General features: G+C 50.3%; 21 protein-coding genes. 12 read left to right on the top strand and 9 right to left on the bottom strand.

Annotated elements, in window-relative coordinates:
* Window positions 1-2: 2 nt before the first annotated feature.
* On the top strand, window positions 3-1163 hold the full coding sequence (locus tag DT73_RS19025; protein ID WP_036113302.1) for a glutathionylspermidine synthase family protein: 1161 nt from the start codon (window positions 3-5) through the stop codon (window positions 1161-1163).
* A 27-nt stretch (window positions 1164-1190) separates the two neighbouring features.
* Window positions 1191-1706 carry a GrpB family protein gene (locus DT73_RS19020; protein ID WP_036113298.1) on the top strand — a complete coding sequence of 172 codons (516 nt, stop codon included), beginning with the start codon at window positions 1191-1193 and terminating at the stop codon, window positions 1704-1706.
* A gap of 326 nt (window positions 1707-2032) precedes the next feature.
* Here DT73_RS19020 and DT73_RS19015 read toward each other — a convergent pair whose 3' ends face one another.
* The 3 genes from DT73_RS19015 to DT73_RS19005 form a co-directional block, all read right to left on the bottom strand.
* Window positions 2033-2731 (bottom strand): RES family NAD+ phosphorylase, encoded by a 699-nt coding sequence (locus DT73_RS19015; protein ID WP_036113294.1) that lies wholly within the window; start codon window positions 2729-2731, stop codon window positions 2033-2035.
* Window positions 2724-3398 carry a hypothetical protein gene (locus DT73_RS19010; RefSeq protein ID WP_036113662.1) on the bottom strand — a complete coding sequence of 225 codons (675 nt, stop codon included), beginning with the start codon at window positions 3396-3398 and terminating at the stop codon, window positions 2724-2726. Before DT73_RS19010 ends, DT73_RS19015 begins: the two co-directional genes overlap by 8 nt.
* 156 nt (window positions 3399-3554) lie before the next feature.
* Window positions 3555-4133, bottom strand: coding sequence for a TetR/AcrR family transcriptional regulator (locus DT73_RS19005; RefSeq protein ID WP_036113291.1), 579 nt, complete (start codon window positions 4131-4133; stop codon window positions 3555-3557).
* Window positions 4134-4455: 322 nt separating this feature from the next.
* Here DT73_RS19005 and DT73_RS19000 point away from each other — a divergent pair, with 322 nt between their 5' ends.
* Together DT73_RS19000 and DT73_RS18995 are read left to right on the top strand one after the other, a co-directional pair.
* Complete coding sequence (locus tag DT73_RS19000) at window positions 4456-5250, top strand: SDR family oxidoreductase (RefSeq protein ID WP_036113289.1); 795 nt, start codon at window positions 4456-4458, stop codon at window positions 5248-5250.
* Between the two features lie 69 nt (window positions 5251-5319).
* Window positions 5320-6429, top strand: coding sequence for an NADH:flavin oxidoreductase (locus DT73_RS18995; protein ID WP_036113287.1), 1110 nt, complete (start codon window positions 5320-5322; stop codon window positions 6427-6429).
* A gap of 124 nt (window positions 6430-6553) precedes the next feature.
* On the opposite strand, the gene DT73_RS18990 is transcribed toward DT73_RS18995, so the two are convergent.
* A complete protein-coding gene (locus tag DT73_RS18990; protein ID WP_369792647.1) occupies window positions 6554-7141 on the bottom strand; it encodes an RNA polymerase sigma factor in 588 nt (195 codons plus the stop codon).
* A gap of 5 nt (window positions 7142-7146) precedes the next feature.
* Window positions 7147-7581 carry a hypothetical protein gene (locus DT73_RS18985; protein WP_036113281.1) on the bottom strand — a complete coding sequence of 145 codons (435 nt, stop codon included), beginning with the start codon at window positions 7579-7581 and terminating at the stop codon, window positions 7147-7149.
* Between the two features lie 281 nt (window positions 7582-7862).
* Between DT73_RS18985 and DT73_RS18980 the strand changes: the two genes are divergently transcribed.
* Window positions 7863-8966, top strand: coding sequence for a Fic family protein (locus DT73_RS18980; RefSeq protein ID WP_036113278.1), 1104 nt, complete (start codon window positions 7863-7865; stop codon window positions 8964-8966).
* A 1-nt stretch (window position 8967) separates the two neighbouring features.
* Here the strand turns inward: DT73_RS18980 and DT73_RS18975 are convergent, their stop codons facing one another.
* Window positions 8968-9891, bottom strand: a complete 924-nt coding sequence (locus tag DT73_RS18975; protein WP_036113275.1) for a DNA-binding response regulator — start codon at window positions 9889-9891, stop codon at window positions 8968-8970.
* The gene (locus tag DT73_RS18970; RefSeq protein ID WP_036113271.1) at window positions 9888-13229 is read right to left on the bottom strand and encodes an ATP-binding protein; all 3342 of its coding nucleotides are present in this window, start codon (window positions 13227-13229) and stop codon (window positions 9888-9890) included. The genes DT73_RS18975 and DT73_RS18970 overlap by 4 nt, the downstream gene beginning before the upstream one ends.
* Window positions 13230-13401: 172 nt before the next feature.
* Between DT73_RS18970 and urtA the strand changes: the two genes are divergently transcribed.
* The 7 genes from urtA to DT73_RS18935 all read left to right on the top strand — a co-directional run bounded on the left by urtA (window position 13402) and on the right by DT73_RS18935 (window position 20351).
* On the top strand, window positions 13402-14679 hold the full coding sequence (gene urtA, locus DT73_RS18965; RefSeq protein ID WP_036113268.1) for an urea ABC transporter substrate-binding protein: 1278 nt from the start codon (window positions 13402-13404) through the stop codon (window positions 14677-14679).
* 53 nt (window positions 14680-14732) lie between these two features.
* Complete coding sequence (urtB, locus tag DT73_RS18960; RefSeq protein ID WP_036113265.1) at window positions 14733-15665, top strand: urea ABC transporter permease subunit UrtB; 933 nt, start codon at window positions 14733-14735, stop codon at window positions 15663-15665.
* A 4-nt stretch (window positions 15666-15669) separates the two neighbouring features.
* On the top strand, window positions 15670-16785 hold the full coding sequence (urtC, locus tag DT73_RS18955; RefSeq protein ID WP_051691472.1) for an urea ABC transporter permease subunit UrtC: 1116 nt from the start codon (window positions 15670-15672) through the stop codon (window positions 16783-16785).
* Window positions 16782-17531 (top strand): urea ABC transporter ATP-binding protein UrtD, encoded by a 750-nt coding sequence (gene urtD, locus DT73_RS18950; RefSeq protein ID WP_036113263.1) that lies wholly within the window; start codon window positions 16782-16784, stop codon window positions 17529-17531. Before urtC ends, urtD begins: the two co-directional genes overlap by 4 nt.
* A gap of 12 nt (window positions 17532-17543) precedes the next feature.
* Window positions 17544-18233, top strand: coding sequence for an urea ABC transporter ATP-binding subunit UrtE (gene urtE, locus DT73_RS18945; RefSeq protein WP_036113260.1), 690 nt, complete (start codon window positions 17544-17546; stop codon window positions 18231-18233).
* Window positions 18234-18270: 37 nt separating this feature from the next.
* Window positions 18271-19284, top strand: coding sequence for a formamidase (locus DT73_RS18940; protein ID WP_036113257.1), 1014 nt, complete (start codon window positions 18271-18273; stop codon window positions 19282-19284).
* Window positions 19285-19436: 152 nt separating this feature from the next.
* Window positions 19437-20351, top strand: coding sequence for a LysR family transcriptional regulator (locus DT73_RS18935; RefSeq protein ID WP_036113254.1), 915 nt, complete (start codon window positions 19437-19439; stop codon window positions 20349-20351).
* Between the two features lie 112 nt (window positions 20352-20463).
* Here the strand turns inward: DT73_RS18935 and DT73_RS18930 are convergent, their stop codons facing one another.
* Both DT73_RS18930 and DT73_RS18925 read right to left on the bottom strand, forming a co-directional pair.
* Window positions 20464-20796 (bottom strand): helix-turn-helix domain-containing protein, encoded by a 333-nt coding sequence (locus tag DT73_RS18930; RefSeq protein ID WP_036113252.1) that lies wholly within the window; start codon window positions 20794-20796, stop codon window positions 20464-20466.
* A gap of 529 nt (window positions 20797-21325) precedes the next feature.
* Complete coding sequence (locus tag DT73_RS18925; RefSeq protein WP_036113248.1) at window positions 21326-22666, bottom strand: carbohydrate porin; 1341 nt, start codon at window positions 22664-22666, stop codon at window positions 21326-21328.
* Window positions 22667-22913: the final 247 nt, after the last annotated feature.

The following is a 22913-nucleotide window of genomic DNA, read 5'->3' as shown; positions in this document are numbered from 1 at the left end:
GGATGTTACGCCACGATGTACCTGTGCGGCAGGGTCTGGATAAACTCGCACACCAGCACGGTTTCGATTTTCATATTATTGATAATGAAATGTACTGGGATGAACGCCGTGCCTACCGGTTTACGCTGCGCCAAATTGAAGAGCAAATAGAACAACCCACCGCTGAACTCCACCAAATGTGCCTTGATGTGGTTGACCGTGCGGTCAACGACCAGCAGATGATGGAGCAACTCGCTATCCCGCCGCTTTACTGGGATGCAATCGCCCAAAGCTGGCACCATCGTGACCCGTCGTTATATGGCCGGATGGATTTTGTCTGGTGTGGACAGGCCCCGGTTAAGTTACTCGAATATAATGCCGATACGCCAACTTCACTGTATGAGTCGTCCTATTTTCAGTGGCTGTGGCTGGAAGATGCCCGCAACAACGGCATTATTCCGCGTAATGCAGATCAGTATAATTCCATTCAGGAAAGGTTGATTGCTCGTTTTGCGGAGCTCTGTTCACCAGAACCGCTGTATTTTTGCTGCTGTGAAGGCAGTAATGAGGACCGTACCACGGTACTGTACCTGGAGGACTGCGCCAGGCAGGCAGGGCAGGAGACACAATTTCTGTATATGGAGGATATCGGGCTGGGCATTGGTGGGGAGCTAACCGATCTTGAGGATCATGTGATTCGCAGGGCATTCAAGCTTTATCCCCTGGAATGGATGATGCGAGATGAAAACGGTCCTTTATTACGTAAGCGACGCCAGCAATGGTATGAGCCATTATGGAAAAGTGTGCTCAGCAATAAAGGCCTTTTACCTCTGTTATGGCGTTTTAACCCAAATCACCCCAATTTGTTGCCCGCCTGGTTTGATGGTGAAAAATCCCTTTCTGCACCAGGTGAAAATGTGGTGCGCAAGCCTTTGTTTTCTCGCGAAGGTGGCAATATCACTGTATTAGACAGCCAACAGCATGTTATTACCCAAACAGATGGCAATTATGGCAGTGAACCTGTTATTTATCAGTCATTTAAACCATTGCCACGTTTCGGTGACAGCTACACGCTTATTGGTAGTTGGGTAATCGACGACGAAGCTGCTGGCATAGGGATTCGTGAAGACAGTTCACTAATAACTAAAGATACCTCACGCTTTGTGCCACATTATATTGGTTGAGCTATACATTTATACATAAGGCAGGCAATGAGAACCATCACTGTTGTGGCATATGATCCCCGGTGGCCTGAAATGTTCACGGCAGAAAGCCAGTTGTTACAGCAGGCATTGCCAGGTGGAATAGCCAAAGCCATTCATCATATTGGGAGCACTTCGGTGCCGGGTTTAGCTGCCAAACCGGTTATTGATATTTTACTGGAGGTGCCAAACCTGGCTGAACTGGATGCGTGTAATACTCAAATGCAGCAAGCCGGCTATATTGCTCGTGGCGAGAACGGCATTGCCGGCCGACGGTATTTTGTTAAAGGTGGTGAGCAACGCAGCCACCAGGTGCATGCGTTTGTTACTGGTGATGAGCAGATTACAAAGCATGTAGCATTCCGCGATTATCTGCTAACCAACCAGCAGGCAACTGAGCAATATGCCAGCGTGAAGTACGCAGCAGCGCAGGCATGTAATAACGATAGTCAGCGTTACTGTGAATTGAAAGCTGGCTTTATTGAACACCATCTGCAGTTGGCAATGTTGTGCCGGAAATGGTAGCCGGGGTAACAGGTCCGCGGGTGCCTGGTTACCGGGAGTAAAATCCTGAAGGTCGAGTTTCGATAGCATTTGTAATAACAGGCTGCAATTGCAACCGGGTGATGAAACGTACAGATAACGCTGTTTAAGGAATTCAACGACCAGGACAATGACAACCGCGAAATGCCAGATTCTGCCTCAATACGCTTTGGTGCGCATAATGTATATTATGTTAAATGATATTTACCATCCATATTAGTTCATAGCTACCTACATACCACGGTTAATCATACAGTTACCCTGCTCATCTGGTACACGCAGAGCCTGGTTACATCTCGCCCCGGCTTTCAGTCACAGCCCGGCACAATCAACACACCCAGTCTGGCAGCCAGGTTCAGCACCTCTTCATAAGTGGCGGCGTCGTTAACCAGGCTCTTAGCGCCTCCAGCCTGGCAAAGCGATGCTGGTTTTATTCTGTCACCAAACAATATCATTGCACGTGCTGTGTCATCCTGCCTTGAAATCCATGACAGGCCTTGTGCGCTTGTGCATTGCTGGTAAAGCTTTTCGGCCCATTTGCGGGTTACCGGGTAGTTATCTTTTTCGGTGTCGATTAATTCTTTGCGGGTGATACCCAGCTTACGTAACGGCACTGTGGCAAGATCAAGCAGTTCCAGGTTCTCAGTGACTTCAAGTGCCGAGAGAACCTGCCCGTTGAGCTTGTTTTTATCGTAAGTTTTGAGTCCTGGTGCAAAAGAGACATCGTGGAATACTGTTTCCATCATGGCACAGTCGCTGGTCACGCCAGCGTACAAGGTAGGAACAGGTTCGCCCTGAGCAGTTGTTATTGGGCTGAAACGCGCATTGCCCCGCAGGCCCGGGTTAAACTGGTCTGCTGCATACTGCTCAAGATGCACCCGGTACAACACCGTTCCTTTATTGAGTAAATACGTTGTTGTTTTTAGCGGGCCAGAATCAGGAAGCGGCGTGCTTTCGGTGGCTTCACCCTGCTCTGCTGTCTTTGTTCCTGCAGGGCGTTTAGCCATGCGCGACACCCAGAACTTCATCCTGAGCGGCATCGATTACCAGGTCTGGCTGTGTGGCCAGCATGTCCTGAGGCCGTTTTCCACCTAAAAAGCTGTTGGCAGAAAGAAACCAGAACGCCATACCCCAGCCATCTTTTTGGCCACCAAACACCTCAATTACCTTACCCAGAGCCTTCAGCGGACGGAAACCTTCGTTTTTGTCCAGACCCCAGGCCGGGAAATAGTCGACACCGTTATGGTGGATGGCGAAAATACGCCCGGCTTTCTTCCATTTATTCGGCTGAGCACTCGGGTTCGCGGTGCTCAATTGTGCCAGGTGCGCCAGCTCGGCAGCATTCAGCCAGTCACCACTTTCCAGAACAGCTTTGCGTGCCTGGATAAGCATTGCTGCTTCTTTGATGATATGTGGTGGTGCGGGTGTTGGTGGCACCAGAGCCTCAGCAAGGCGTTCAAGAGTGGCTCGGCTTTGGTGCTGCTGAAATAAGCCATACATGGAAGACGCCACGTTGGACAAATTTTCAAACAGGTGCTGTGTTCCGATATGATTTTGATGATCAACAGTGATAAGCAGCACTTGCTCAGCCTGTGATTTGGCAAGACTGACTTTCACTTCTTTTGGGGTGCCAATCAGGGTGGAAACCCCAGGGTGCTCTTTCCGGACACTCATGGATGCTCTCCTGTATGGGTTATCAATATTATTTAATAATACCATATCTTCGATAACCTGCACAGGCATCTTCACTGGCTTCTTTTACTACCCAGGGCTCGTTACCGCATATTTACATACTGCCGCTGAGGCCTGTGAAATGGGCAATTTTCCCCTTCACTCTTGTTGCTCCAGCTCGTGTAAATATTTTTTTGTCGCCAGCAGAAAACGTTCAGAAAGATCATCGCTTTCGGTTGCCCGGGACAATATCAGTGCACCAGTCAGCATGGCCAGCTGTGCAAGTTGCTTGTCAGAAGGCCTGGCATTCGGTTCTGCCCCCTGAATAGTGGCAAGCCGTGACGCCATCTTCTTGACACCTTCCCGGTAAATTTCACGCACGGGTTTTTCTGGCGACTTACGCAATACATCCGATGCCAGGGCTGTAACAGCACATCCGCTGCCCGCGCAGTCTCTGTGTTCGGAAGACAGGTAGTAATCCACAAACTCATCAAACGTGGTAATGCCGCTTGCTGAGAATGTAGCGCCAGACTCTTCAAAAGCCCGCTGGCAGGCTACGGCTTCAAGCTCATCTTTAGAACTGAAATGGCCATAAAACCCACCGTGAGTCAGACCAACCGCCGCCATGATGTCATTGACACTGACGCCGTCCAGCCCATGTTTTCGGAACAGTTCTGCTGAAGTCTTAATAATGTTTTCGCGATTGAGCTCCATCTGCTCTTTTGATACCCGCCCCATTTTTCCCCCATGATTAATCAAACAATTCAGGCACCTCAGTGCCTGTGAATACAGTGTTACCTTTTTGCACCTGCAATACTGGGTGCAAATATATCCGGCGCCAGTGCTGTTTCCATGAAGCTCTGCAATTGGTTGTGCGGCGTACCGTAATCAATTGCGCAGACATTCTCAAGCCGTTTAACCCACCTGCCAGGCGAAGGTTCAATGGCTGGTAACGCGTAATGTATAGATTATACACATTTACTAAAATAAATGATGGTTGACATTTATTATACATGACATGCATCATTTAAAAAATGTGAATGCAACTGAGGAACATGAGATGGCAGAGAATTCATCGGTGCTGATAACCGGGGCGTCAGCGGGTATTGGCGCAGTCTATGCAGATCGCTTTGCCCGCAGAGGGCACAATTTGATTCTGGTTGCCCGTGATACAGCGCGGCTGAATACGCTGGCAGAAAAGCTGCATACCCAGTACGGCATTCTTGCCGAGGTATTGCCGGCAGACCTGACCTCCCCCGTAGAGGTGGCAACCGTCGCACGGCGACTACGGGAAGATGCCAGAATAGGTGTGCTGGTCAATAATGCGGGAATGAGTCTTTCGGGCACCTTTCTTACCCAAAGTGAGGCCGATATCAACCGTATGGTTGCCGTTAATCTCAGTGCTGTACTTACATTGGCGCATGCGGCGGCTGTAGGGTTTGCAGCCAAAGGCCTGGGCAGCATTATTAACCTGTCGTCTGTAGTTGGGCTGGCACCGGAATTAGGTATGTCAGTGTACGGTGCCACCAAGGCGTTTGTGCTCTACTTGTCGCAGGGACTGGATCTGGAACTCAGCCCGCAAGGAGTCTACGTACAGGCTGTTCTGCCTGCGGCTACACGCACAGAAATCTGGGAACGCTCAGGTGTTGATATAAATACAGTGACCGGTGTGATGGATGCCGGTGATATGGTAGATGCAGCACTTGTGGGGTATGACCGCCGTGAGTCCGTCACTATTCCTTCGCTGCACCCTGAAGAACTGTGGGCACACCATGAGCAGGCACGACAGGCGATGCTGGCTGAATTTCGTCACGAGCATCCGGCTTCCCGCTACCTGAAGAATAATGGTGATTAATTTATTGCCGTTGCAGGCAATACCGTTATAACAACTCTGTTGTGAAACAACTTTAAAAGGATTGTACCGATGTCCGATAACGTACTCTTTTCCCCTTTCACGCTGAAAGGCCTGACTTTGCCAAACCGTATTGTAATGGCACCGATGACCCGTGGCATGGCACCGGAAGGTATTCCGGGGCAGCCTAACGCCAGTTACTACCGCCGCCGTGCGGAAGGCGAAGCGGGCCTGATCCTGACCGAAGGTACTGTGGTCAACCGCCCTGCGTCACGCAACATGCCTGGCATCCCGTTCTTCTACGGCGAACAGGCTTTGGCTGGCTGGAAGCAGGTGGCAGACGCTGTACACGCGGCAGGCGGCAGAATTGGCCCACAAATCTGGCACACCGGGTCCACACGAGCCAGCGGAGAGTGGGAGCCAGAGGCACCAGTTGAAAGCCCTTCAGGCCTGGTTGGTCCGGGCGAGCCGCGAGGTGTCGCCATGACAGAAGAAGATATTGCCGATACCGTGGCCGCTTTTGCCCACGCGGCGGCAGACGCAAAGCGCCTGGGTTTTGACGTTGTGGAACTGCACGGCGCGCATGGTTACCTTATTGACCAGTTTTTCTGGCAGGGTACTAACTTGCGCACGGATGCCTTCGGCGGTAAAACCATTGCCGAGCGCTCCCGCTTTGCGGCTGATATCGTGCGTGCGGTGCGGGCAGCAGTTGGCCCCGACTTCCCGCTTATTCTTCGCGTCAGTCAGTGGAAACAGCAGGACTATTCAGCTCGTCTGGCTGAAACGCCTCAGCAAATGACGGAATGGCTGGTGCCGCTGGTTGAAGCTGGTGTAGACATCCTGCACTGCTCACAACGCCGGTTCTGGGAGCCTGAATTCCCGGAAATTGATGGCAGCGAGGGGCTTAACTTTGCAGGCTGGGCGAAAAAACTCACTGGTGCAGCCACTATCAGCGTGGGTTCGGTGGGGCTGTCTGGTGATTTCTTTGGTGCCTTTGGCGGCCAGGGCTCAGAAACGGCCGGGCTGGATAACCTGTACACCCGAATGGAGCGCGGGGAGTTTGACTTAATAGCGGTTGGGCGTGCGTTACTGTCAGACCCTCAGTGGGCGCACAAAGTGCGTTCAAACCGTACAGCCGAGCTGCTCGGTTTCCGGGCTGAAGACCTTGCTGCGCTGAAATAAGCCGCAGCGTTTACCGGTTCAATTAATACCTGCCGGCTCTGGCCGGCATTATATTAATTCCCGGTTACCCTATAAATGTAATATGCTTTATGTGCCTGTTTTGAGTGACCATTGCACTGGTCACTCAACTTTTTTTGCCCCTGTTCTCTCGCGAATCGGCAGACAAATCACCCCAAAATTCCTGCAGGCGAATACGCAAGTAAAGCACGGCTTTATGTTTTCTCGATAACAGGGCCTGGACACTGACACCTGTTTCTTCTGCCAGAGCCTGGTAGCTGTAACCGCCGAGCTCAGTCTTTTCAAATACCTCGCGTTGAATTTGCGGGAGCTCATCCAGGGCGGCCGCCAGTTCATCCCACAATAATGCTTTCAGGTATTCATCTTCCGGGGTTTGCGGCACACCAAACAATGTTTCTGCCAGTTCATCTTCCGCAAATTCACTTTCATCCCCCTGAATTGCCAGCCCGGAAAAAGGGAGTTCGCGTTTTTTGCGCCCCTGGTCGGTCATTTCATTACGGGCTGCGCGAAACAACCAGGCGGCGACATTCTCGACGGGTTGTTCCACACGAATCAACTGATACGCGATTTCCTGCCAGATATCTTCTACGTCGGCAGCCCCGCGAAGGCGGCCACGAATAAAAGCCTGTAACCGCCCACGGCAAGCCATGAGCGCGGCAACCAAACGTGATGTTGACCCACTACCGCCCTTCACTTCACTCATTGTTTATCCGTGGGTTTTTCAGCTTCAGTACCCTGACTGGTGCTTTCTGGAGTATTGCTCCCCTCGGGGGCTTGCCGTTGGCAGCGGCTGGCCCACTTGCCTTCAAACCAGGAACGGCGCTGGCGGATAAACTCATCACGTTGTTCCGGGGTCATTTGCATCCAGCGCTCATGCATGCGCCGATGCATACCAAACATACCTGGGCGCATTCCCAGCCCGCCAAACAATATCCGGCATAAAACCAATAAGCCCAGCGCCTGCCAGAACCCAATACTTTTCACACCAATAATTGCCGGTAATAAGGCATTCCACAGCGACATAACCATCAGCCCCAGCACGATAACCACAATAGCACCAATGATTAATGGTTTTGCTAAGCGGTGGTGCCTTCTTCTGCCAAAACCCCGGTCATACATTTCAAAGTCTCTCATCTTAAGCCTCATGTGTTAGGTGAACGTTCTGTTAGTGAGGTAGACGAATGAGCCGCCAGAATATTGCTAAAAAAAATTAATCGCCGTGTTTTGGTGTACGGATTTGGTCTGTGATGCCTCTTTTATAACCCTCATTCATGAATCCTGATTATAATTTATGCAACTGCCCAGGGTGTTTTTTGCCCGTTTTATTCGCTATTCCTGCTCATGAGTCAATTACGCTTTATATTCTACTCAGTCTGTGAGTAGAATAATGGTGTTATTTGCCTCAGGAGAACACTATGTGGATATGGCAACAACCTTTGTGGCCTGAATTTACCTGGGATCCGGCCCCGCTGGCGCCATTGCTGCGCGATACTCGTTTTTTACAGGGCAAGCTTTATGGCAGCAGCCAGGTACTGAATTCAGCGCAAACCACGCTGGATACCCTGCTGGCGAATATCCTTTATTCCAGTGATATTGAAGGTGAACGTTTACACGCCGGTTCAGTGCGGTCTTCGCTGGCAACTCACCTGGGCGTGGATGATGAATTAACCTGGCCGGTTGATAAACGCACTGAAGGCCTGGTGGAATCGGCACTGGACGCCATCAACAATCTCGATGAGCCCTTAACGGCGCAGCGCTTGCTGCACTGGCACTCGCTGTTGTTTCCGCCTGAAGAGAAGTTATTTAATGCGATTAAAGGTGGGCAGTTTCGTACTGGCCCGGTGCAGGTGGTTTCCGGGCGAATAGATAAACCGGTCATCCATTTTGAAGGGCCGGATGCCATGCGGGTTCCGGGTGAAATGGAGGCTTTTCTGCACTGGTTCAACACCAGCAGGCACGATGCCCAGGCTGACCCTATCTTGCGGGCAGGTATTGCGCATTTGTGGTTTTTAACCATCCACCCTTTTGAAGATGGCAACGGCAGGATCGGGCGTTTGATCATGGATCTCGCACTGGCTCAGGCCGAGCATAACACGGTGCGTTTATATGCTATGTCGCGCACGATTAATACACACCGTAAAGAGTATTACGCAGTAATAGAACAAACTCAGCGTGGCGATATGGTGTTAACGCCGTGGCTTAACTGGTTTGTGTGTATGTTGCGCGCCTCAATTGAGGAAACTCTGGGGCTGATTGACCAAACCCTGTTTAAAACCCATTACTGGCAGCGTTTTAACCAGGCGGCGCTGAATCATGAGCAGATCAAAGTGATCAACCGAATGCTGGATGGTGATTTCCAGGATGGCATCAACAATAGCCAGTATAAAGCCGTTGCCCGTGTCAGCCGCGCCACGGCAACCCGCCACCTGGCGCACCTGGTTGAGCAGGGTTTTTTGGTGGGGAATGAAGGCGGCGGCAGAAGCACCCGCTATTCTTTGCCTGGTAAGGCGAGTGTTTGAATCACAGCGCACTGCCCTTCCCTGCCAGTGCATTAAGGGCGATGGCCGCCGCCGCTGTGCGGTTGTCTACTGCCAGTTTCGGAAACACCAGTTCCAGGTGTTTATTTATGGTCCGGGGGCTTAAGTGCAGGATATCGCCAATCTCACGGTTGGTTTTCCCCCGGGCAATCCATAGCAACACTTCGGCCTCCCTGGGCGTCAGGCTCAGGTTGGCCCGCAGTGTATCTACCGCACTGTCCTCTTCCCGTGGGTTGATTTCTTCTATGCGCAGCAGGCATTCACCTTCACCGCTCTGGCGAGAAAAATAGAATTTCAGTGGGATATCCAGCCGTGACAGGTCCAGAGCCTGGCGAACGCCCTCGCCACTGTTCAGCCACATCAGCATACGGTTGATAAACTTACGCGTGGGCAGAAAATTTTCATCACAACAGGTGCGCATTAACTGCCAGGCATTGGGTGTCGCCCACAGCAACTGCCCCTGCTGATTCACCACGCACATAGTTTGCCCGACAAAATCCATTGCGCTGTAGGCACTGGTGGTCAGGCGCGAATTACGCAAGTGGGTGCGCATTCTTACCAACAGCTCTTCCATGCGAATCGGTTTCACCACGTAATCTACCACTCCGGCATCAAAGGCACTGACCACGTTATCGGTATCACTCAAACCAGTCATAAAAATAATCGGGGTGTTCCAGAGCGCCGGGCTTTCACGCAGGCGCTTGCTGGTTTCAAAACCGTCCAGATGCGGCATTACGGCATCCAGCAAAATAATATCGGGGGTAATTTGCCGGGTAATAGACAGTGCCTGGCTGCCTTCCAGTGCCACCAGCACGGTAAAACCGGCTTCATCCAGTGTGTCATTAAGCATACTGACGGTATTAATATCATCATCAACAATCAGTACGGTAGGTTTCCCGGAGCTCATGAAGTGCCTCCCAGTTGTTCAAGATAAGACACGATCTCTTCAAATCTGAAACGGTCAGTCAGCTCACTCAGCTTTGCGCTGTCTGCGTCGCTGATAGCTTTATTTGAGGTGTGCCGGCTGAGTAACTCACGAAACCCGCGCACATAGCCTAACAGAGCCAGGTCCTGAAGTTCGCGAATTTGTACGCTGGTCAGGCCGGTTGCCTTTGCTGGTTGCACCGGGCTGGCTGCTAAACGGTGCTCACTGCCCCAGGTTAGCTGCAGGGCTTCGCCTATCGACTCCAGTAACAAAGGCACCTGAACAGGCTTCACCAGGTAGCGCAGGTCTTTCTCCTGCTCACCGTTATGTGATTTGCCCTCGCCAGCTTCGGCCGAAATCATAATCACCGGCCGGGTATTTCCGTTACACTGTAACTTTTGGCGCAATTCCCAGCCCGACATCACTGGCATGGCGACATCGAGCAGAAATAAATCCACCGGGTTATCTGCGGCGATAACCAAAGCCTGGGCTGCACTGTCAGCAGACAACACAATAAAGCCAATTGGGGTAAGCAGGTCATCCATTAACTGGCGGTGAGCCGGGTCATCATCCACCACCAGCACGGTCTGCCTGCGCCCCTGGTAACCTACCACTTTCTTCGGTTCAGCCGGTTGATAACTGGCACCACTGTAGCCGGGGAGCATCAGCGTTAATTTAAAGGTGGAGCCAGTTCCCTGAACACTTTCCACCTGCAAATCGCCCCCCATCACATAAGTTAACAGACGGGTAATTGTCAGCCCCAACCCGGTACCGGTACGTCGGCTGTCCTGTGATACACGTTCGAAGGGATTAAAAATGCGCTCCAGGTTTTCCTGGTTAATCCCAATGCCTGTGTCATGAACTGAGAAAAAAGCCAGTTCGCTGCGGTACTGGAAATCAAGGGTTACCCCGCCTTTGTCGGTAAACTTTATTGCGTTGGACAGCAGGTTGATGAGGATCTGGCGCAGACGTTTTTCATCCGTCATCACGGCATCAGGGAGCCAGTGCGGTGGGTTATAATTAAATGTCAGGCCTTTATCGATAGCCTGTTGTTCGAACATCGCCACCAGTTGTTGCACCAGGTCCCCAACCCGGACTTCTTCCCGGTAAATTTCCAGTTTGCCTGCTTCGATTTTAGAAATATCCAGCAGCCCTTCTATCAGATTCGCCAGGTGTTCTCCGCTACGGCGCATAATACTGATACCCCGCTGGCGTGCTGGCGGAATATCATCAGCACGCTCCAGAAGTTGTGCATAGCCCAGCATGGCATTAAGCGGAGTGCGCAGTTCATGGGTGATACCGGTGAGGTAGCGGCTCTTCGCCAGGTTAGCGTCATCGGCGGCTTCTTTCGCCTGTTGCAATTGCCGGTCGGTCGCTTCGTGGGCGATTATCTCTTTCATTAGCCGGTCGCTCTGCAAACGCAGCTCATCCTGGGCTATTTGCCGGCTCTTATTGGTAAGGACAAACAGCCAGGTGGTGACGCCGGTGACAATCAGCAGAATAAAAAACACTTTCCATAACGTCGCCGCCAGTAAATATTGTTCACTCCCGAAGTCACCGCGCATCTGAGCAAACACCAGCATCAGTAACAAGCCAATAACTGAACTGAAAAGCAGCAGAATACTTAAAAAGCTCCAGACCCGTGGGTCAACACGCAGCTTGCGCCCGCGGAGCATTTTCTTCAGCAGGTTTGCGGCCTGCTCATGGTAACGGGCGTGCGGTTTGCAGGCGTCATTACACTGAACATCAAGGGAGCAACATAGCGAGCAAATGCTTCCCTGGTAAAACGGGCAAAAACTCATCTCCTGCTTTTCAAAATGGTTACCACACACGCAACATTCTGTCGAAATTGCCTGCACCGGGTTACGGGCAAGGTAGAATCGCCCCTGGGTCAGCCAGGCAATCAGCGGCGCGGTACAAAACGCCAGCATCAGTGAAAGCAGAGAAGCAAATACCTGTAGCGGTTGCCCAAACCACCCCATCCAGGCCGATAAACCAAATGCCATGGCAAGCCCCATGGCACCAATCCCCACCGGGTTGATGTCGTAGAGATAAGCCCGGCGGAACTCTATCTTTTCCGGGCGCAGTCTTAACCATTTATTGACAGTAAGGTCTGCAACCACACTGCCGAGCCAGGCAGTGGCTGCCACGGCATACACACCCAGAATATCTTCAAATACCCGGTATACACCTAACTCCATCAGCAACAGCGCAATGCCCACATTAAAGAACAACCAGACCACTCGCCCCGGGTGGCGGTGGGTCAGGCGTAAAAAGAAATTCGACCAGGCGATAGAACCCGCATAAGCATTGGTCACATTAATTTTGAGCTGCGAAAGCACCACGAAAATGCCGGTCAGTGCCAGCAAACCAGAAGAAGAGTGAGTGACATAGCTGAATGCGACCAGGTACATATGAGTAGGTTCACTGGCCAGTTCCGCACCCAGCCCATAATTAAAGGCCAGCACAGCAAGAAACGAACCCAGCAGGATTTTTATCGCACCAATCACAATCCATCCGGGGCCTGCGGCTATCACGGCGGCATACCATTTCCAGCGTGGCCCCTGCCCGTTATCAGGCAGAAACCGTACCTGGTCTACCTGCTCACCCACCTGGCTTACCAGTGAAAGTAACACCGAACACACCGCACCCAGGCGCAGCAAATCGAACTGACCATCTGCAGGCACCAGAAAACCGGGGAAATGTACCCATGCGGTAAAAGAGTGGTTATCGCGCAGCAGGATAAAAATAAAGGGCAATAGTTGCAGCGCCAGCCAGCAGAACTGGGTAAATTGCTGAAACCGCGAGATAAAGGTGAAGCCCCAGGTAACCAGCGGGATAACCACCAGCGAGCTGATTAAATAGCCGAGGTGAAGTGGCAGGCCAAACAGCATATTCAGCGCCATCGCCATGATGGCCGCTTCCAGCGCAAAGAAAATAAACGTGAACGTCGCGTATATCAGCGATGTGACTGTCGAGCCCAGGTAACCAAAACCGGCACCACGGGTCAGTAAGTCAATATCCAGCCCATGGCGGGCGGCATTGACTGCAATCGGCAGTGACAGCAAAAAGATGATAACACTCACCAACCCTACCGCTGCAATCACATAACTGAAGCCATAGGTCAGTGTCAGCGCCCCGCCAATGGCCTCCAGAGCCAGAAAAGTAATCGCGCTTAACGCAGTCATCACCACACGTTTTGCCTGCCAGCGCCGGGAAGACTCAGGCGTATAGCGTAATGCAAAGTCTTCCAGCGTCTGGTTGGTTACCCATTGATTATATTGCCTTCGTGCTTTGAACGCTTTCTGCTGTACCGTCATCCGGACTCCACTGTTTCTCTATGCCGCGCCCGTGAGAATGCCGCCAGACAGCCGCCAGGCCAATACGTCAAATGACGTAATTACTGCGTTACCTCGCGCATTGTTGATTGCCCCACCAGACCGTCATGATGGCCACATCCGAGGGTAAACGTAACTGATGATGAGGGCTACCATGAACCAACAAGTCTTTCCCCCGCAGTACCACCAGCGGGTGAACCGCACGAGCCTGTCCGGGCGCTTCACGCGTAAACTTAAAATGCTGGCAGCCGCAAGCCTGATGCTGGCAGTACATTCAGCAATGGCTGCGCCAGCAACGGCAGACGTTAACACCACCGGGCTGGCGGTAACCGATAACACGGTAAAAGTGGGTATCCTGCACTCATCTACCGGCACCATGGCAATCAGTGAAACAGGTTCTGTCCAGGCAGAAAAACTGGCGATAGAACAGATTAACGCTGCAGGCGGTGTTCTGGGGCGGAAAATAGAATACGTGCAGGAAGATGGTGCCAGCGACTGGCCTACCTTTGCTGAAAAAGCCCGTAAGTTGTTAGTCAGCGACAAAGTTGCCGCTATTTTTGGTGGCTGGACTTCGGCGTCCCGTAAGGCCATGTTGCCCGTGCTTGAACAGTACAACGGCATGCTTTACTACCCTACTTTTTATGAAGGGCTGGAAGAATCCCCCAATGTTATTTACACCGGCCAGGAAGCAACCCAGCAAATTATTTCCGGGCTCGACTGGGTAGTAAAAAACAAACACGCGAAAACTTTTTATCTGCTCGGTTCAGACTATATCTGGCCGCGAACCGCTAACAAAATCGCCCGGCATCATATTGAAAAACTGGGGCTGAAAGTGGTGGGTGAAGATTACTACCCGCTGGGCAATACCCAGTTCAACTCGGTTATCAACAAAATCAAGCTGAAAAAGCCAGACGTGATTTACGCGATTGTGGTTGGCGGGTCGAACGTTGCTTTCTACAAACAGCTTAAAGCAGCGGGTATCGATTTAACCAAAGAGAAACCCCTGCTGTTGACCATCTCAGTTACCGAAGATGAAATCCGCGGAATTGGCGGTGAAAACATCGCCGGTGCCTACGCCTCCATGAAGTATTTCCAGAGTATGGATAACCCGGCCAACAAAGCCTTTGTTGCTGCCTTTAAGAAACGCTGGGGCAAAGACATCGTGATAGGCGATGTAACGCAGGCTGCATACCTGGGCCCATGGTTATGGAAAGCCGCGGTAGAAAAAGCGGGTTCTTTTGATGTGGACAAAGTGCGTAAAGCTTCCCCGGGCATTGAGCTGAAAGATGCGCCAGAAGGTTATGTCCGGGTCCATGAAAACCACCATTTGTGGTCGAAAACGGTGATTGGCCGGGCAAGAACGGATGGCCAGTACGATGTGGTTTACCAGACCCCGAACCTGATTGAACCCAATCCTTTCCCGAAAGACTGACTCCACTCCCACGGGCAACCGTGGGATACCTTCCACTTGCCGAGGAACTCATCATGTTCAGTGGTTACAGCTTTGCTGATCTGACCTCAATATTTGTTATGCAGGGATTTGCCGGGCTCAGTCTGTTTGCCGTATTTGTGCTGATGTCCCTGGGGCTTGCCATTATCTTTGGCCAAATGGGTGTCATTAATATGGCGCATGGGGAATTTATGATCCTCGGAGCCTATGTTACCTGGCTAACCGGGCGTTTTTTCAGTAGCCACTTACCGGCGCTGTTTGGCGGTTACTTTTTTGTCGCCATTGTACTGGCTTTCATTTGCTCGGCACTGCTGGGCGCACTGGTCGAAAAAGTATTGATTCGCCACCTCTATAAACGCCCACTGGATACGCTGCTGGCAACCTGGGGCCTGAGCCTGATACTGCAACAGTGCTACCGCTCATTATTCGGTCCGCGCGAAGTTGGCGTTGACCTGCCTGACTGGATGATGGGGTCATACCATTTCGCAGACAACATCGATATCCCAATTAATGGCGTGTTTGTGCTGGCGCTCACGCTGGTTATCACCTGCATCACCGGCTGGATAATTTACCGCTCAGCCTGGGGAATCAAAGTCCGGGCCGTGGTACTGAACCGGCCAATGGCAAGTGCCGTGGGTATCAATACCTCAAGAGTGGACAACCGCACTTTTGCCCTGGGCTGTGGGATCGCCGGGATCGCCGGTAGTGCCTTCACCATGATTGGTTCAACCGGGCCAACTGCCGGGCAACAGTACATTGTCGATACCTTCCTGGTAGTTGTGTTTGGCGGGGCGCAAAGCCTGCTGGGTACGCTTGCCTCTGCGTTTTCTATCTCGCAGTCACAATCTACCCTGGAGTTCTTCCTGAGTGGTTCTATGGCGAAGGTGATCACGCTGTTGATAGTGGTGGGCATTTTGTTACTGCGCCCTCAGGGTTTGTTTGCCAGCCGTATCCGCCGCCAGGAGTAACATTATGAATCGTTTACGCAGTTTTCCTTTGACTGGGATCGTTATTCTGGCTGGCCTGTTGTTGGTTGCCATGCCCGCCGCTCTGGATATTTTCCGCCTTAACCTGATGGGAAAATACCTGACTTACGCATTTGTGGCTGTCGGGCTGGTGTTGTGCTGGGGTTACAGCGGCATACTCAGCCTGGGGCAAGGTATTTTCTTTGGGCTGGGCGGTTATGCCATGGCGATGTTCCTGAAGCTGGAAGCCTCTACGGTGGCCGACACCAAAATGCAGACCACGCCAGGTATTCCGGATTTTATGGACTGGAACCAGCTGACTGCCCTGCCTTCTTTTTGGCAGCCGTTTCACTCTTTTCCCTTAACCGTGCTGGCTATTCTGCTGGTTCCCACGCTGTTTGCCTGGGTGCTTGGCACGGCCATGTTTAAACGCCGGGTTGGCGGGGTTTACTTCGCTATTATTACCCAGGCTATCTCAGCTATTTTAACCATTCTGATTATCGGCCAGCAGGGATACACCGGCGGAATTAACGGCATAACCGACCTGCGTACATTACTGGGCTGGGATATTCGTACCGATTCTGCCCATTACATCCTGTATTACGCCAATGCCTGTTTGCTGATGCTGGTTGTGCTTGCCGGGTATTTTGTGGTTAACAGCAAGCTTGGGCGGTTGATGGTGGCCATTCGTGACAGGGAGGACCGCGTGCGCTTTTCCGGGTATGACGTCGCCAATATCAAAACCGTTGTGTTTTGCATCAGTGCCCTGTTCTCGGCCATTGGTGGTGCAATGTTCACGCTCCAGGTTGGGTTTATGTCGCCGGGTTTTATTGGCACCGTAGCCTCTATTGAAATGGTGGTGTTCTGTGCGGTTGGTGGGCGGGGTTCATTACTGGGCGCAGTCTACGGCGCATTGCTGGTTAATGTAGCCAAAAGCAGTATTTCCGAATCGTTTCCTGAACTATGGACTATTGCCATGGGCTGCCTGTTTATTGCCGTGGTTTTAGTCTTTCCCAAAGGGCTTGCCGGATTATGGCAGCAATATATCCAGCCTCACCTGTCATTCAGGGCACGCAAAAGCGAATGGCTGAAAGCCAAAACAGATTCGGAGGCGGCAAAATGATTAAGCCCATTAAAGAAATTATTCTCGCGGTAGAAGGTTTAACCGTTTCGTTCAATGGGTTTAAAGCTGTCGATGACTTTTCTATGTATATCGATGAAGGGCAAATATACGTAATTATTGGGCCAAATGGCGCGGGGAAAACAACCGTTCTTGATTTAATCTGCGGTAAAACCCGCCTGACCAGCGGCAGCATTAAATTTGATGGCAAAGAATTAAGCCGTATGAAAGAAAATAAAATCGTTCATGCCGGTGTGGGGCGGAAATTTCAGAACCCGTCTATTTATGAAAACCTGACCGTATTCGAAAACCTTGAATTGTCGTACCCGAAAGCACGTACTGCCACTGGTGCCCTGTTTTTTAAACGTACCGAAGAAATAGTTCGGGCAGTGGAAAATGTCGCCCAGGAAATATTCCTGGATGAGTTTCTGCATATCCAGGCGGACTTACTGAGCCACGGGCAAAAACAGTGGCTGGAAATAGGCATGTTGCTGATTCAAAACCCCCGGTTGTTGATGCTGGATGAACCGGTCGCGGGGATGTCTGTCACGGAACGCCAGAAAACGGCTCAGTTACTGCGGCGCATTGCTGGTGGGCGTTCGGTACTGGTGATTGAGCACGACATGCAGTTTGTCGAAGACATCGCCGACCACGTCACCGTGATGCATCAGGGCAAAGTGCTGTCAGAAGGCAGTATCAGCAAAGTAAAAAATGACCCACGGGTGATTGATGTCTATCTCGGCCATTAATAAGGAAAAAATATGCTGACACTTTCTGATTACAGCGTGGCATATGGGCAAAGCCAGGTGATTAATGGCATGAGCCTGAGCCTGCAACCCGGAGAAATTGTGGCGGTTGTTGGCCGCAATGGTATGGGCAAAACCACATTAATGAAGTCACTGATTGGCATGATCCCGGCCAGTCGTGGTGATCTCCAGTTTGACGGACAGTCGCTGGTGGCTGTTCCCGGCTATGAGCGGGTGCAACGCGGTATGGGGTTTGTTCCCCAGGGGCGGATGGTATTTTCTTCAATGACTGTCGAAGAAAATATTAAAACCGGCATTCATAGCGGTAAATCACTGACCATTCCCGAATATTTGTATGAATACTTCCCGGTATTACGTGAATTTCGTAAGCGCATGGCCGGGAATTTATCCGGCGGGCAACAACAGCAATTAGTTTTAGCCAGAGCACTGGCTGGCAAACCTAAGCTCCTGTTACTTGACGAACCAACGGAAGGAATTCAGCCGTCAATTATTAAAGAAATAGCAAAAATATTACGCCAAATCCGTGATGCGGAAGGACTAACCATATTGGTTTCTGAACAGGTGTTAAGTTTTGTTATGGATGTGGCAGACAGAATTATTGTTATCGAAAAAGGAAATATTGTTCATCAGGAAGACCGCCTGAGTGCGGACGTGAAGAAAATAGCATCATACCTTGCTGTTTAATGTATTACCCACCCACTATTAATGAGAGAGGTCGATTATGGCTAGCACCGGAAGTGTAAGTTCATGGGATGAAGCATTATTAATTGCGGCGATTCAGTACCCTGTGCCGGTAATTAAAGGGCCTGAAGATATCCAGGTTCAGGTGGATAAAATATGTAAAGCCGTTGATACCACTAAAGCGGGTTATCCGGGCCTCGATGTGATTGTCTTCCCCGAATATTCCACTCAGGGGCTGAACACCAAAATCTGGACTTATGATGAAATGCTGTTGACCCTGCAAAGCCCGGAAATTGACCAGTTCAAACAGGCTTGTGTGCGAAATAAAGTGTGGGGTGTGTTTTCACTGATGGAGAAAAACGAAGACCCGGATTTACCCCCTTACAACACAGCCATTATTATTAATGACCAGGGCGACATTGCCCTGCACTACCGCAAATTGCAGCCCTGGGTTCCCATTGAACCCTGGATGCCTGGTAATATGGGAATGCCAGTGTGCGACGGACCAAAGGGTTCAAAACTGGCGGTGTGCATTTGCCATGACGGTATGTTCCCTGAACTGGCGCGCGAAGCGGCCTATAAAGGCTGCAATGTCTATATTCGTATTTCAGGCTATTCTACCCAGGTCAATGACCAGTGGATCTGGACCAACCGCACCAATGCATGGCAAAACCTGATGTACACTGTATCTGTTAACCTGGCAGGCTACGATGAAGTGTTCTACTACTTTGGTGAAGGTACGGTGTGTAATTACGACGGTAATGTCATTCAGCAAGGGCACCGTAACCCATGGGAAATTGTCACCGCAGAACTGTTTCCCCGCCTGGTAGATAAAGCGCGTGAAAACTGGGCACTGGAAAATAATATATTCAACCTTGGGTGCCGTGGTTATGTTGGTAAGCCCGGTGGTGCACGGGAAAATTACCTGACATGGGTGCGGGATCTGGCCAATGGCGAATATAAACTGCCATGGGATGAGAAAATCAAAATTCGTGATGGCTGGGAGTATTACCCTGATGGTGTAAAACTGGGGCCATTACCTGAAAGTAAGTAACCTGGTATTTTCTCTCTGCTGTGTTGTTCAGTATTAAAATGCCCCTGCGGGGGCATTTCCCATTTGTGCGATTAACACATTGCGCTTAACCGTTGGCATTATTTGTCAGGTAAACTGTGACAGTTTTATGAATTGCAAATGGAATACCTCAAATGGATCGACTATCCAGCATGGCAATATATGTCAAGACCGTTGAACAAGGGTCTTTTGCCGCGGCTGCCGATATGCTGAATATGTCCTCTCAACTGGTTGGGAAACATGTTGCAGCTCTGGAGAATCACCTGGGTGTCAGGCTGATTAATCGCACCACTCGCCAGCACAGCCTCACAGAGGCGGGGCAAAATTTTTATGAGCGCGCCAAAATTATTCTGGCCGAAGTTGAAGCTGCGGAATCATTCGCAGAAGAAACCCGCATGGAGCCACGGGGGCGTTTGAAAATAAACGCACCACATACTTTTGGTATCAACGCCCTTTCACCGTTATTACCTGAATATATGGCACGTTACCCGGAAGTGTCGGTCGAACTGACGCTCACTAACCGGATGATAGACCTGATTGATGAAGGTTATGATGCCGTTTTTCATGTGGGTGAACTTGAAGACAGCAGCCTGATGGCGCGGGTACTGGCTCCTTACCGGTTAATTACTTGTGCTTCACCCCACTATCTGGATAAAGCCGCGCCTCTGAATCACCCTGCAGATTTACAGCACCATGAATGCCTGGTATTCGCGCATACCTCCCTGCGGACCCAGTGGGAATTTGAAGGGCCCAATGGGCTGATAAAGCAGCCCATTTCCGGGCGCCTCATGATGGACAACGGCGAAGCACTGGTGAGTGCCGCTCTGGCTGGGTTTGGGGTAACTACCCAGCCATCTGAGCTGGTATTACCCTATATTCGCTCCGGCAAGCTTATCAGTGTGTTGCCGGATTACAGTGTGCCGGAGCGCCCTTTATATATTGTATATGCTCAGGACCGGCGCCTTACTCCCAAATTGCGTAGCTTCCTTGATTTTGCTGTTCAACATTTTGGCGAAGACAGTAACCTGTCAGGTGTGCCGCTGGCGTAGCCCCCGGGTGGCTGTACCAATAAAAAACCACTGTATCAGGCAATACAGTGGTGGCCCAGGAGGAGGCAAAACCAGATAACACATATGAGTGGCTGAGAGTATTGAGTAACGTTTATTTTCGTTGTTCTTTGCGCCAGCGTCCGGGCGGCACATTGAAATAGTGTGAAAAAATACGGGTGAAGGTCTGTTGGCTACTGAAACCATACTTAGTGGAGATGGTTAAAATAGAGACTTCATCGTTGGCCAAATCGTTAGCTGCTTCTTGTATCTTCTTCTTACGAATATAATCCCCTACTGTCATCCCTGTTTCTTCCCGGAACAGTCGCTGAATGTGCCAGCGTGAATATCCTGATATTTCCATGACATCAGTTATATTGATGGGATCATGGATATTTTCATCAATCCATTTAACTAAATCGCGAATAACATTTTTATGCAGTAACATACGTCGTACTCTAAAGATAAACCAAAGAAGATATACCTGTGGTCATTAACACAAATCTGCCAGAGTTTTCGGCAGCAGCAGAACACATGGAGCCAGTGCTCTTTACATGACCAGTGTGCGTAACACTTTTACGCAGGTATAAGGCAATCACCCATGGTTTTATCAACCCATCAGGTGCCATGGGAGGCAGAGGTTCTTGAAAATCAATTGAATTTGCGCTGGGTTATAATTTCATGCAGGTTGTGACCTGTCTCTTTAATGCGCAATTATTATAAAAGAGTAAATTCTGTAACGTAAATTCTACCCAAATTCACATTGTGGATAAATGGAGGTTTTATTTCGATACTCAAAACAAATTGTTTTGAATCTCTTTGGGCTAAGAAGATTCCTGGTTAAGAAATCAATAAAGAAATATTTTTTCAGGAATAAAACAGTAATTGGTTGTTAATGGCACATATTGCATAGACAATTCTGACAATGTGTATGTAAAAAAGGCCTGCATATAAGCAGGCCCTGGAATAATAAATAATCAGAAGCTGAGGTTAGCACTAATACCGCCAACAAAGGCATCATCCACTTTGCTCACAGCGCCTGGTGCGGCAATGTATTGCAGATTGGGGCGGATTTGCAGCCAGTTTGTTGCCTGGACGTTATAATAAATTTCGTAATTATATTCAGACCCTTTTTGGATCGGTAAATAGGTCGGGCTGTTATACGACGTTTCACCATTGTAGTGGTTGGTGTCACGCAGCATTCTGGTGTAGGACGAGTTGATATGAATACGCCCGGCACCAATACCAATTTCATCCTGCGGGCGGGCGTCAAACGGCCCTTTCCACGTCAAAGCAACAGACTGGTAGTTATCAGTTTTGGACGTTTTATGGTCATTCATTACTGCCTGAACAGTTAATGTGATACCCCGGTCTGCAGAACCACCCTGTGCGGTCAATTGTTGTTGGGCAAGGATGTAGCCGCCATATGCATGGGCTGTATCATTGTAACCACCCTCACGCCATGAGCCATACACATCGTCACTGGCTGAAGAGTAGTAGTAACCAATACGGTAATTACCCGGTAATTTGTCAGCGCCAAGTTTAGGCTGCCAGCCCAATTCTACCGGGACCAGGTTGCCTTCTGTTGGGCTGAACTCAAACCGGAAGCCATCGCCTTTGTCATAGTTATACGGGTTCTGGTTATAGAAACCGACCTGCATAAAGATTTCCGGGGTAAAGTTCAGACGAACACGGGCACCCCATTGTGATACTGGCCAGTTGTACCAGTGGTCACCACGCCAGTTCCCTGCCTGACCACTCCCAAACGCCAGGTTTTGGAATTTACTGTCGAAGTTGTCAAAATCTTCCCCAACAGTCAGCCGCCCGGCTTTAACATCCAGGGTGTGGTCAAAGAAGCCTTTACGCAACCAGAATTGAGTTAAACGCCATGTCTGGCCACGACCATACACTTCCTGTACAGAAGACAGTGTTCCGGTACGCGGGTCGCCAACTTCATCTGATAAGTTCTGCCCGTCACGGTTGGTAATAGTTAACTGGAATTCAGTGTCGTTCCAGTCGAGGAGTTTTTGCAGATCCAGGTTAACCCCAAACGCCCACTGGTCACTGTAACGTGCGGTGGTCGATGTGTTATAGCCGCCTGCCAGGTTAGATGCACTTTCCATGGTGTAGCCAACATTGAAGTTCACACCATCCTGCTGTAGGTCTGTACGTAACCCGTTCCAGTCCCCGAGCATCCAGGGTGAATCGACGCTGAATGCATCGGCTGCCTGAGCAATTAATGGTTGTGCGGAGAAGAGGAAAATGCCGGGTATGACTGCTTTTAAAGAGCAGCGCGCCACTATCTTGAATTTTTTCATGGTATTTATTCTTGTTAAAATCACTAAAGGAGAACTGAGTGTAATTAGCAAGCAGGCTAATTATTTATTATTTTGTGCCGTGAAATATATCTGTATTCAGAAAAATGATCTGCTCCACAAAATAAGAAACTGAGGTGAGATTTTTCGCAAAACTCGCATGTTTCATGCTTACTCAACAGAAAGTGTTGTTTTGCCATACCCTGCTGCACCATAGAAAAATCGCACTTCTGAGTTATTCCAGGCCATA

The organism is Mangrovibacter sp. MFB070 (assembly GCF_000705335.1).
Taxonomy (GTDB): domain Bacteria; phylum Pseudomonadota; class Gammaproteobacteria; order Enterobacterales; family Enterobacteriaceae; genus Mangrovibacter; species Mangrovibacter plantisponsor.
The sequence above is the reverse complement of the archived record's forward strand: the minus strand, read 5'-3'. Positions and strand labels throughout refer to the sequence as shown.

Excerpts from the sequence above, each read along its gene's own strand:
- DT73_RS18935 (WP_036113254.1), top strand. The coding sequence starts at position 19,437 with ATGGATCGACTATCCAGCATGGCAATATATGTCAAGACCGTTGAACAA.
- DT73_RS18940 (WP_036113257.1), top strand. The coding sequence starts at position 18,271 with ATGGCTAGCACCGGAAGTGTAAGTTCATGGGATGAAGCATTATTAATT.
- DT73_RS19020 (WP_036113298.1), top strand. The coding sequence starts at position 1,191 with ATGAGAACCATCACTGTTGTGGCATATGATCCCCGGTGGCCTGAAATG.
- DT73_RS18925 (WP_036113248.1), bottom strand. The coding sequence starts at position 22,666 with ATGAAAAAATTCAAGATAGTGGCGCGCTGCTCTTTAAAAGCAGTCATA.
- DT73_RS18995 (WP_036113287.1), top strand. The coding sequence starts at position 5,320 with ATGTCCGATAACGTACTCTTTTCCCCTTTCACGCTGAAAGGCCTGACT.
- DT73_RS19000 (WP_036113289.1), top strand. The coding sequence starts at position 4,456 with ATGGCAGAGAATTCATCGGTGCTGATAACCGGGGCGTCAGCGGGTATT.
- urtA (WP_036113268.1), top strand. The coding sequence starts at position 13,402 with ATGAACCAACAAGTCTTTCCCCCGCAGTACCACCAGCGGGTGAACCGC.
- urtE (WP_036113260.1), top strand. The coding sequence starts at position 17,544 with ATGCTGACACTTTCTGATTACAGCGTGGCATATGGGCAAAGCCAGGTG.
- DT73_RS19025 (WP_036113302.1), top strand. The coding sequence starts at position 3 with ATGTTACGCCACGATGTACCTGTGCGGCAGGGTCTGGATAAACTCGCA.
- DT73_RS19005 (WP_036113291.1), bottom strand. The coding sequence starts at position 4,133 with ATGGGGCGGGTATCAAAAGAGCAGATGGAGCTCAATCGCGAAAACATT.
- DT73_RS18985 (WP_036113281.1), bottom strand. The coding sequence starts at position 7,581 with ATGAGAGACTTTGAAATGTATGACCGGGGTTTTGGCAGAAGAAGGCAC.
- DT73_RS19010 (WP_036113662.1), bottom strand. The coding sequence starts at position 3,398 with ATGAGTGTCCGGAAAGAGCACCCTGGGGTTTCCACCCTGATTGGCACC.
- urtB (WP_036113265.1), top strand. The coding sequence starts at position 14,733 with ATGTTCAGTGGTTACAGCTTTGCTGATCTGACCTCAATATTTGTTATG.
- DT73_RS18970 (WP_036113271.1), bottom strand. The coding sequence starts at position 13,229 with ATGACGGTACAGCAGAAAGCGTTCAAAGCACGAAGGCAATATAATCAA.
- DT73_RS18975 (WP_036113275.1), bottom strand. The coding sequence starts at position 9,891 with ATGAGCTCCGGGAAACCTACCGTACTGATTGTTGATGATGATATTAAT.
- DT73_RS19015 (WP_036113294.1), bottom strand. The coding sequence starts at position 2,731 with ATGGCTAAACGCCCTGCAGGAACAAAGACAGCAGAGCAGGGTGAAGCC.
- urtD (WP_036113263.1), top strand. The coding sequence starts at position 16,782 with ATGATTAAGCCCATTAAAGAAATTATTCTCGCGGTAGAAGGTTTAACC.
- DT73_RS18980 (WP_036113278.1), top strand. The coding sequence starts at position 7,863 with ATGTGGATATGGCAACAACCTTTGTGGCCTGAATTTACCTGGGATCCG.
- DT73_RS18930 (WP_036113252.1), bottom strand. The coding sequence starts at position 20,796 with ATGTTACTGCATAAAAATGTTATTCGCGATTTAGTTAAATGGATTGAT.
- urtC (WP_051691472.1), top strand. The coding sequence starts at position 15,670 with ATGAATCGTTTACGCAGTTTTCCTTTGACTGGGATCGTTATTCTGGCT.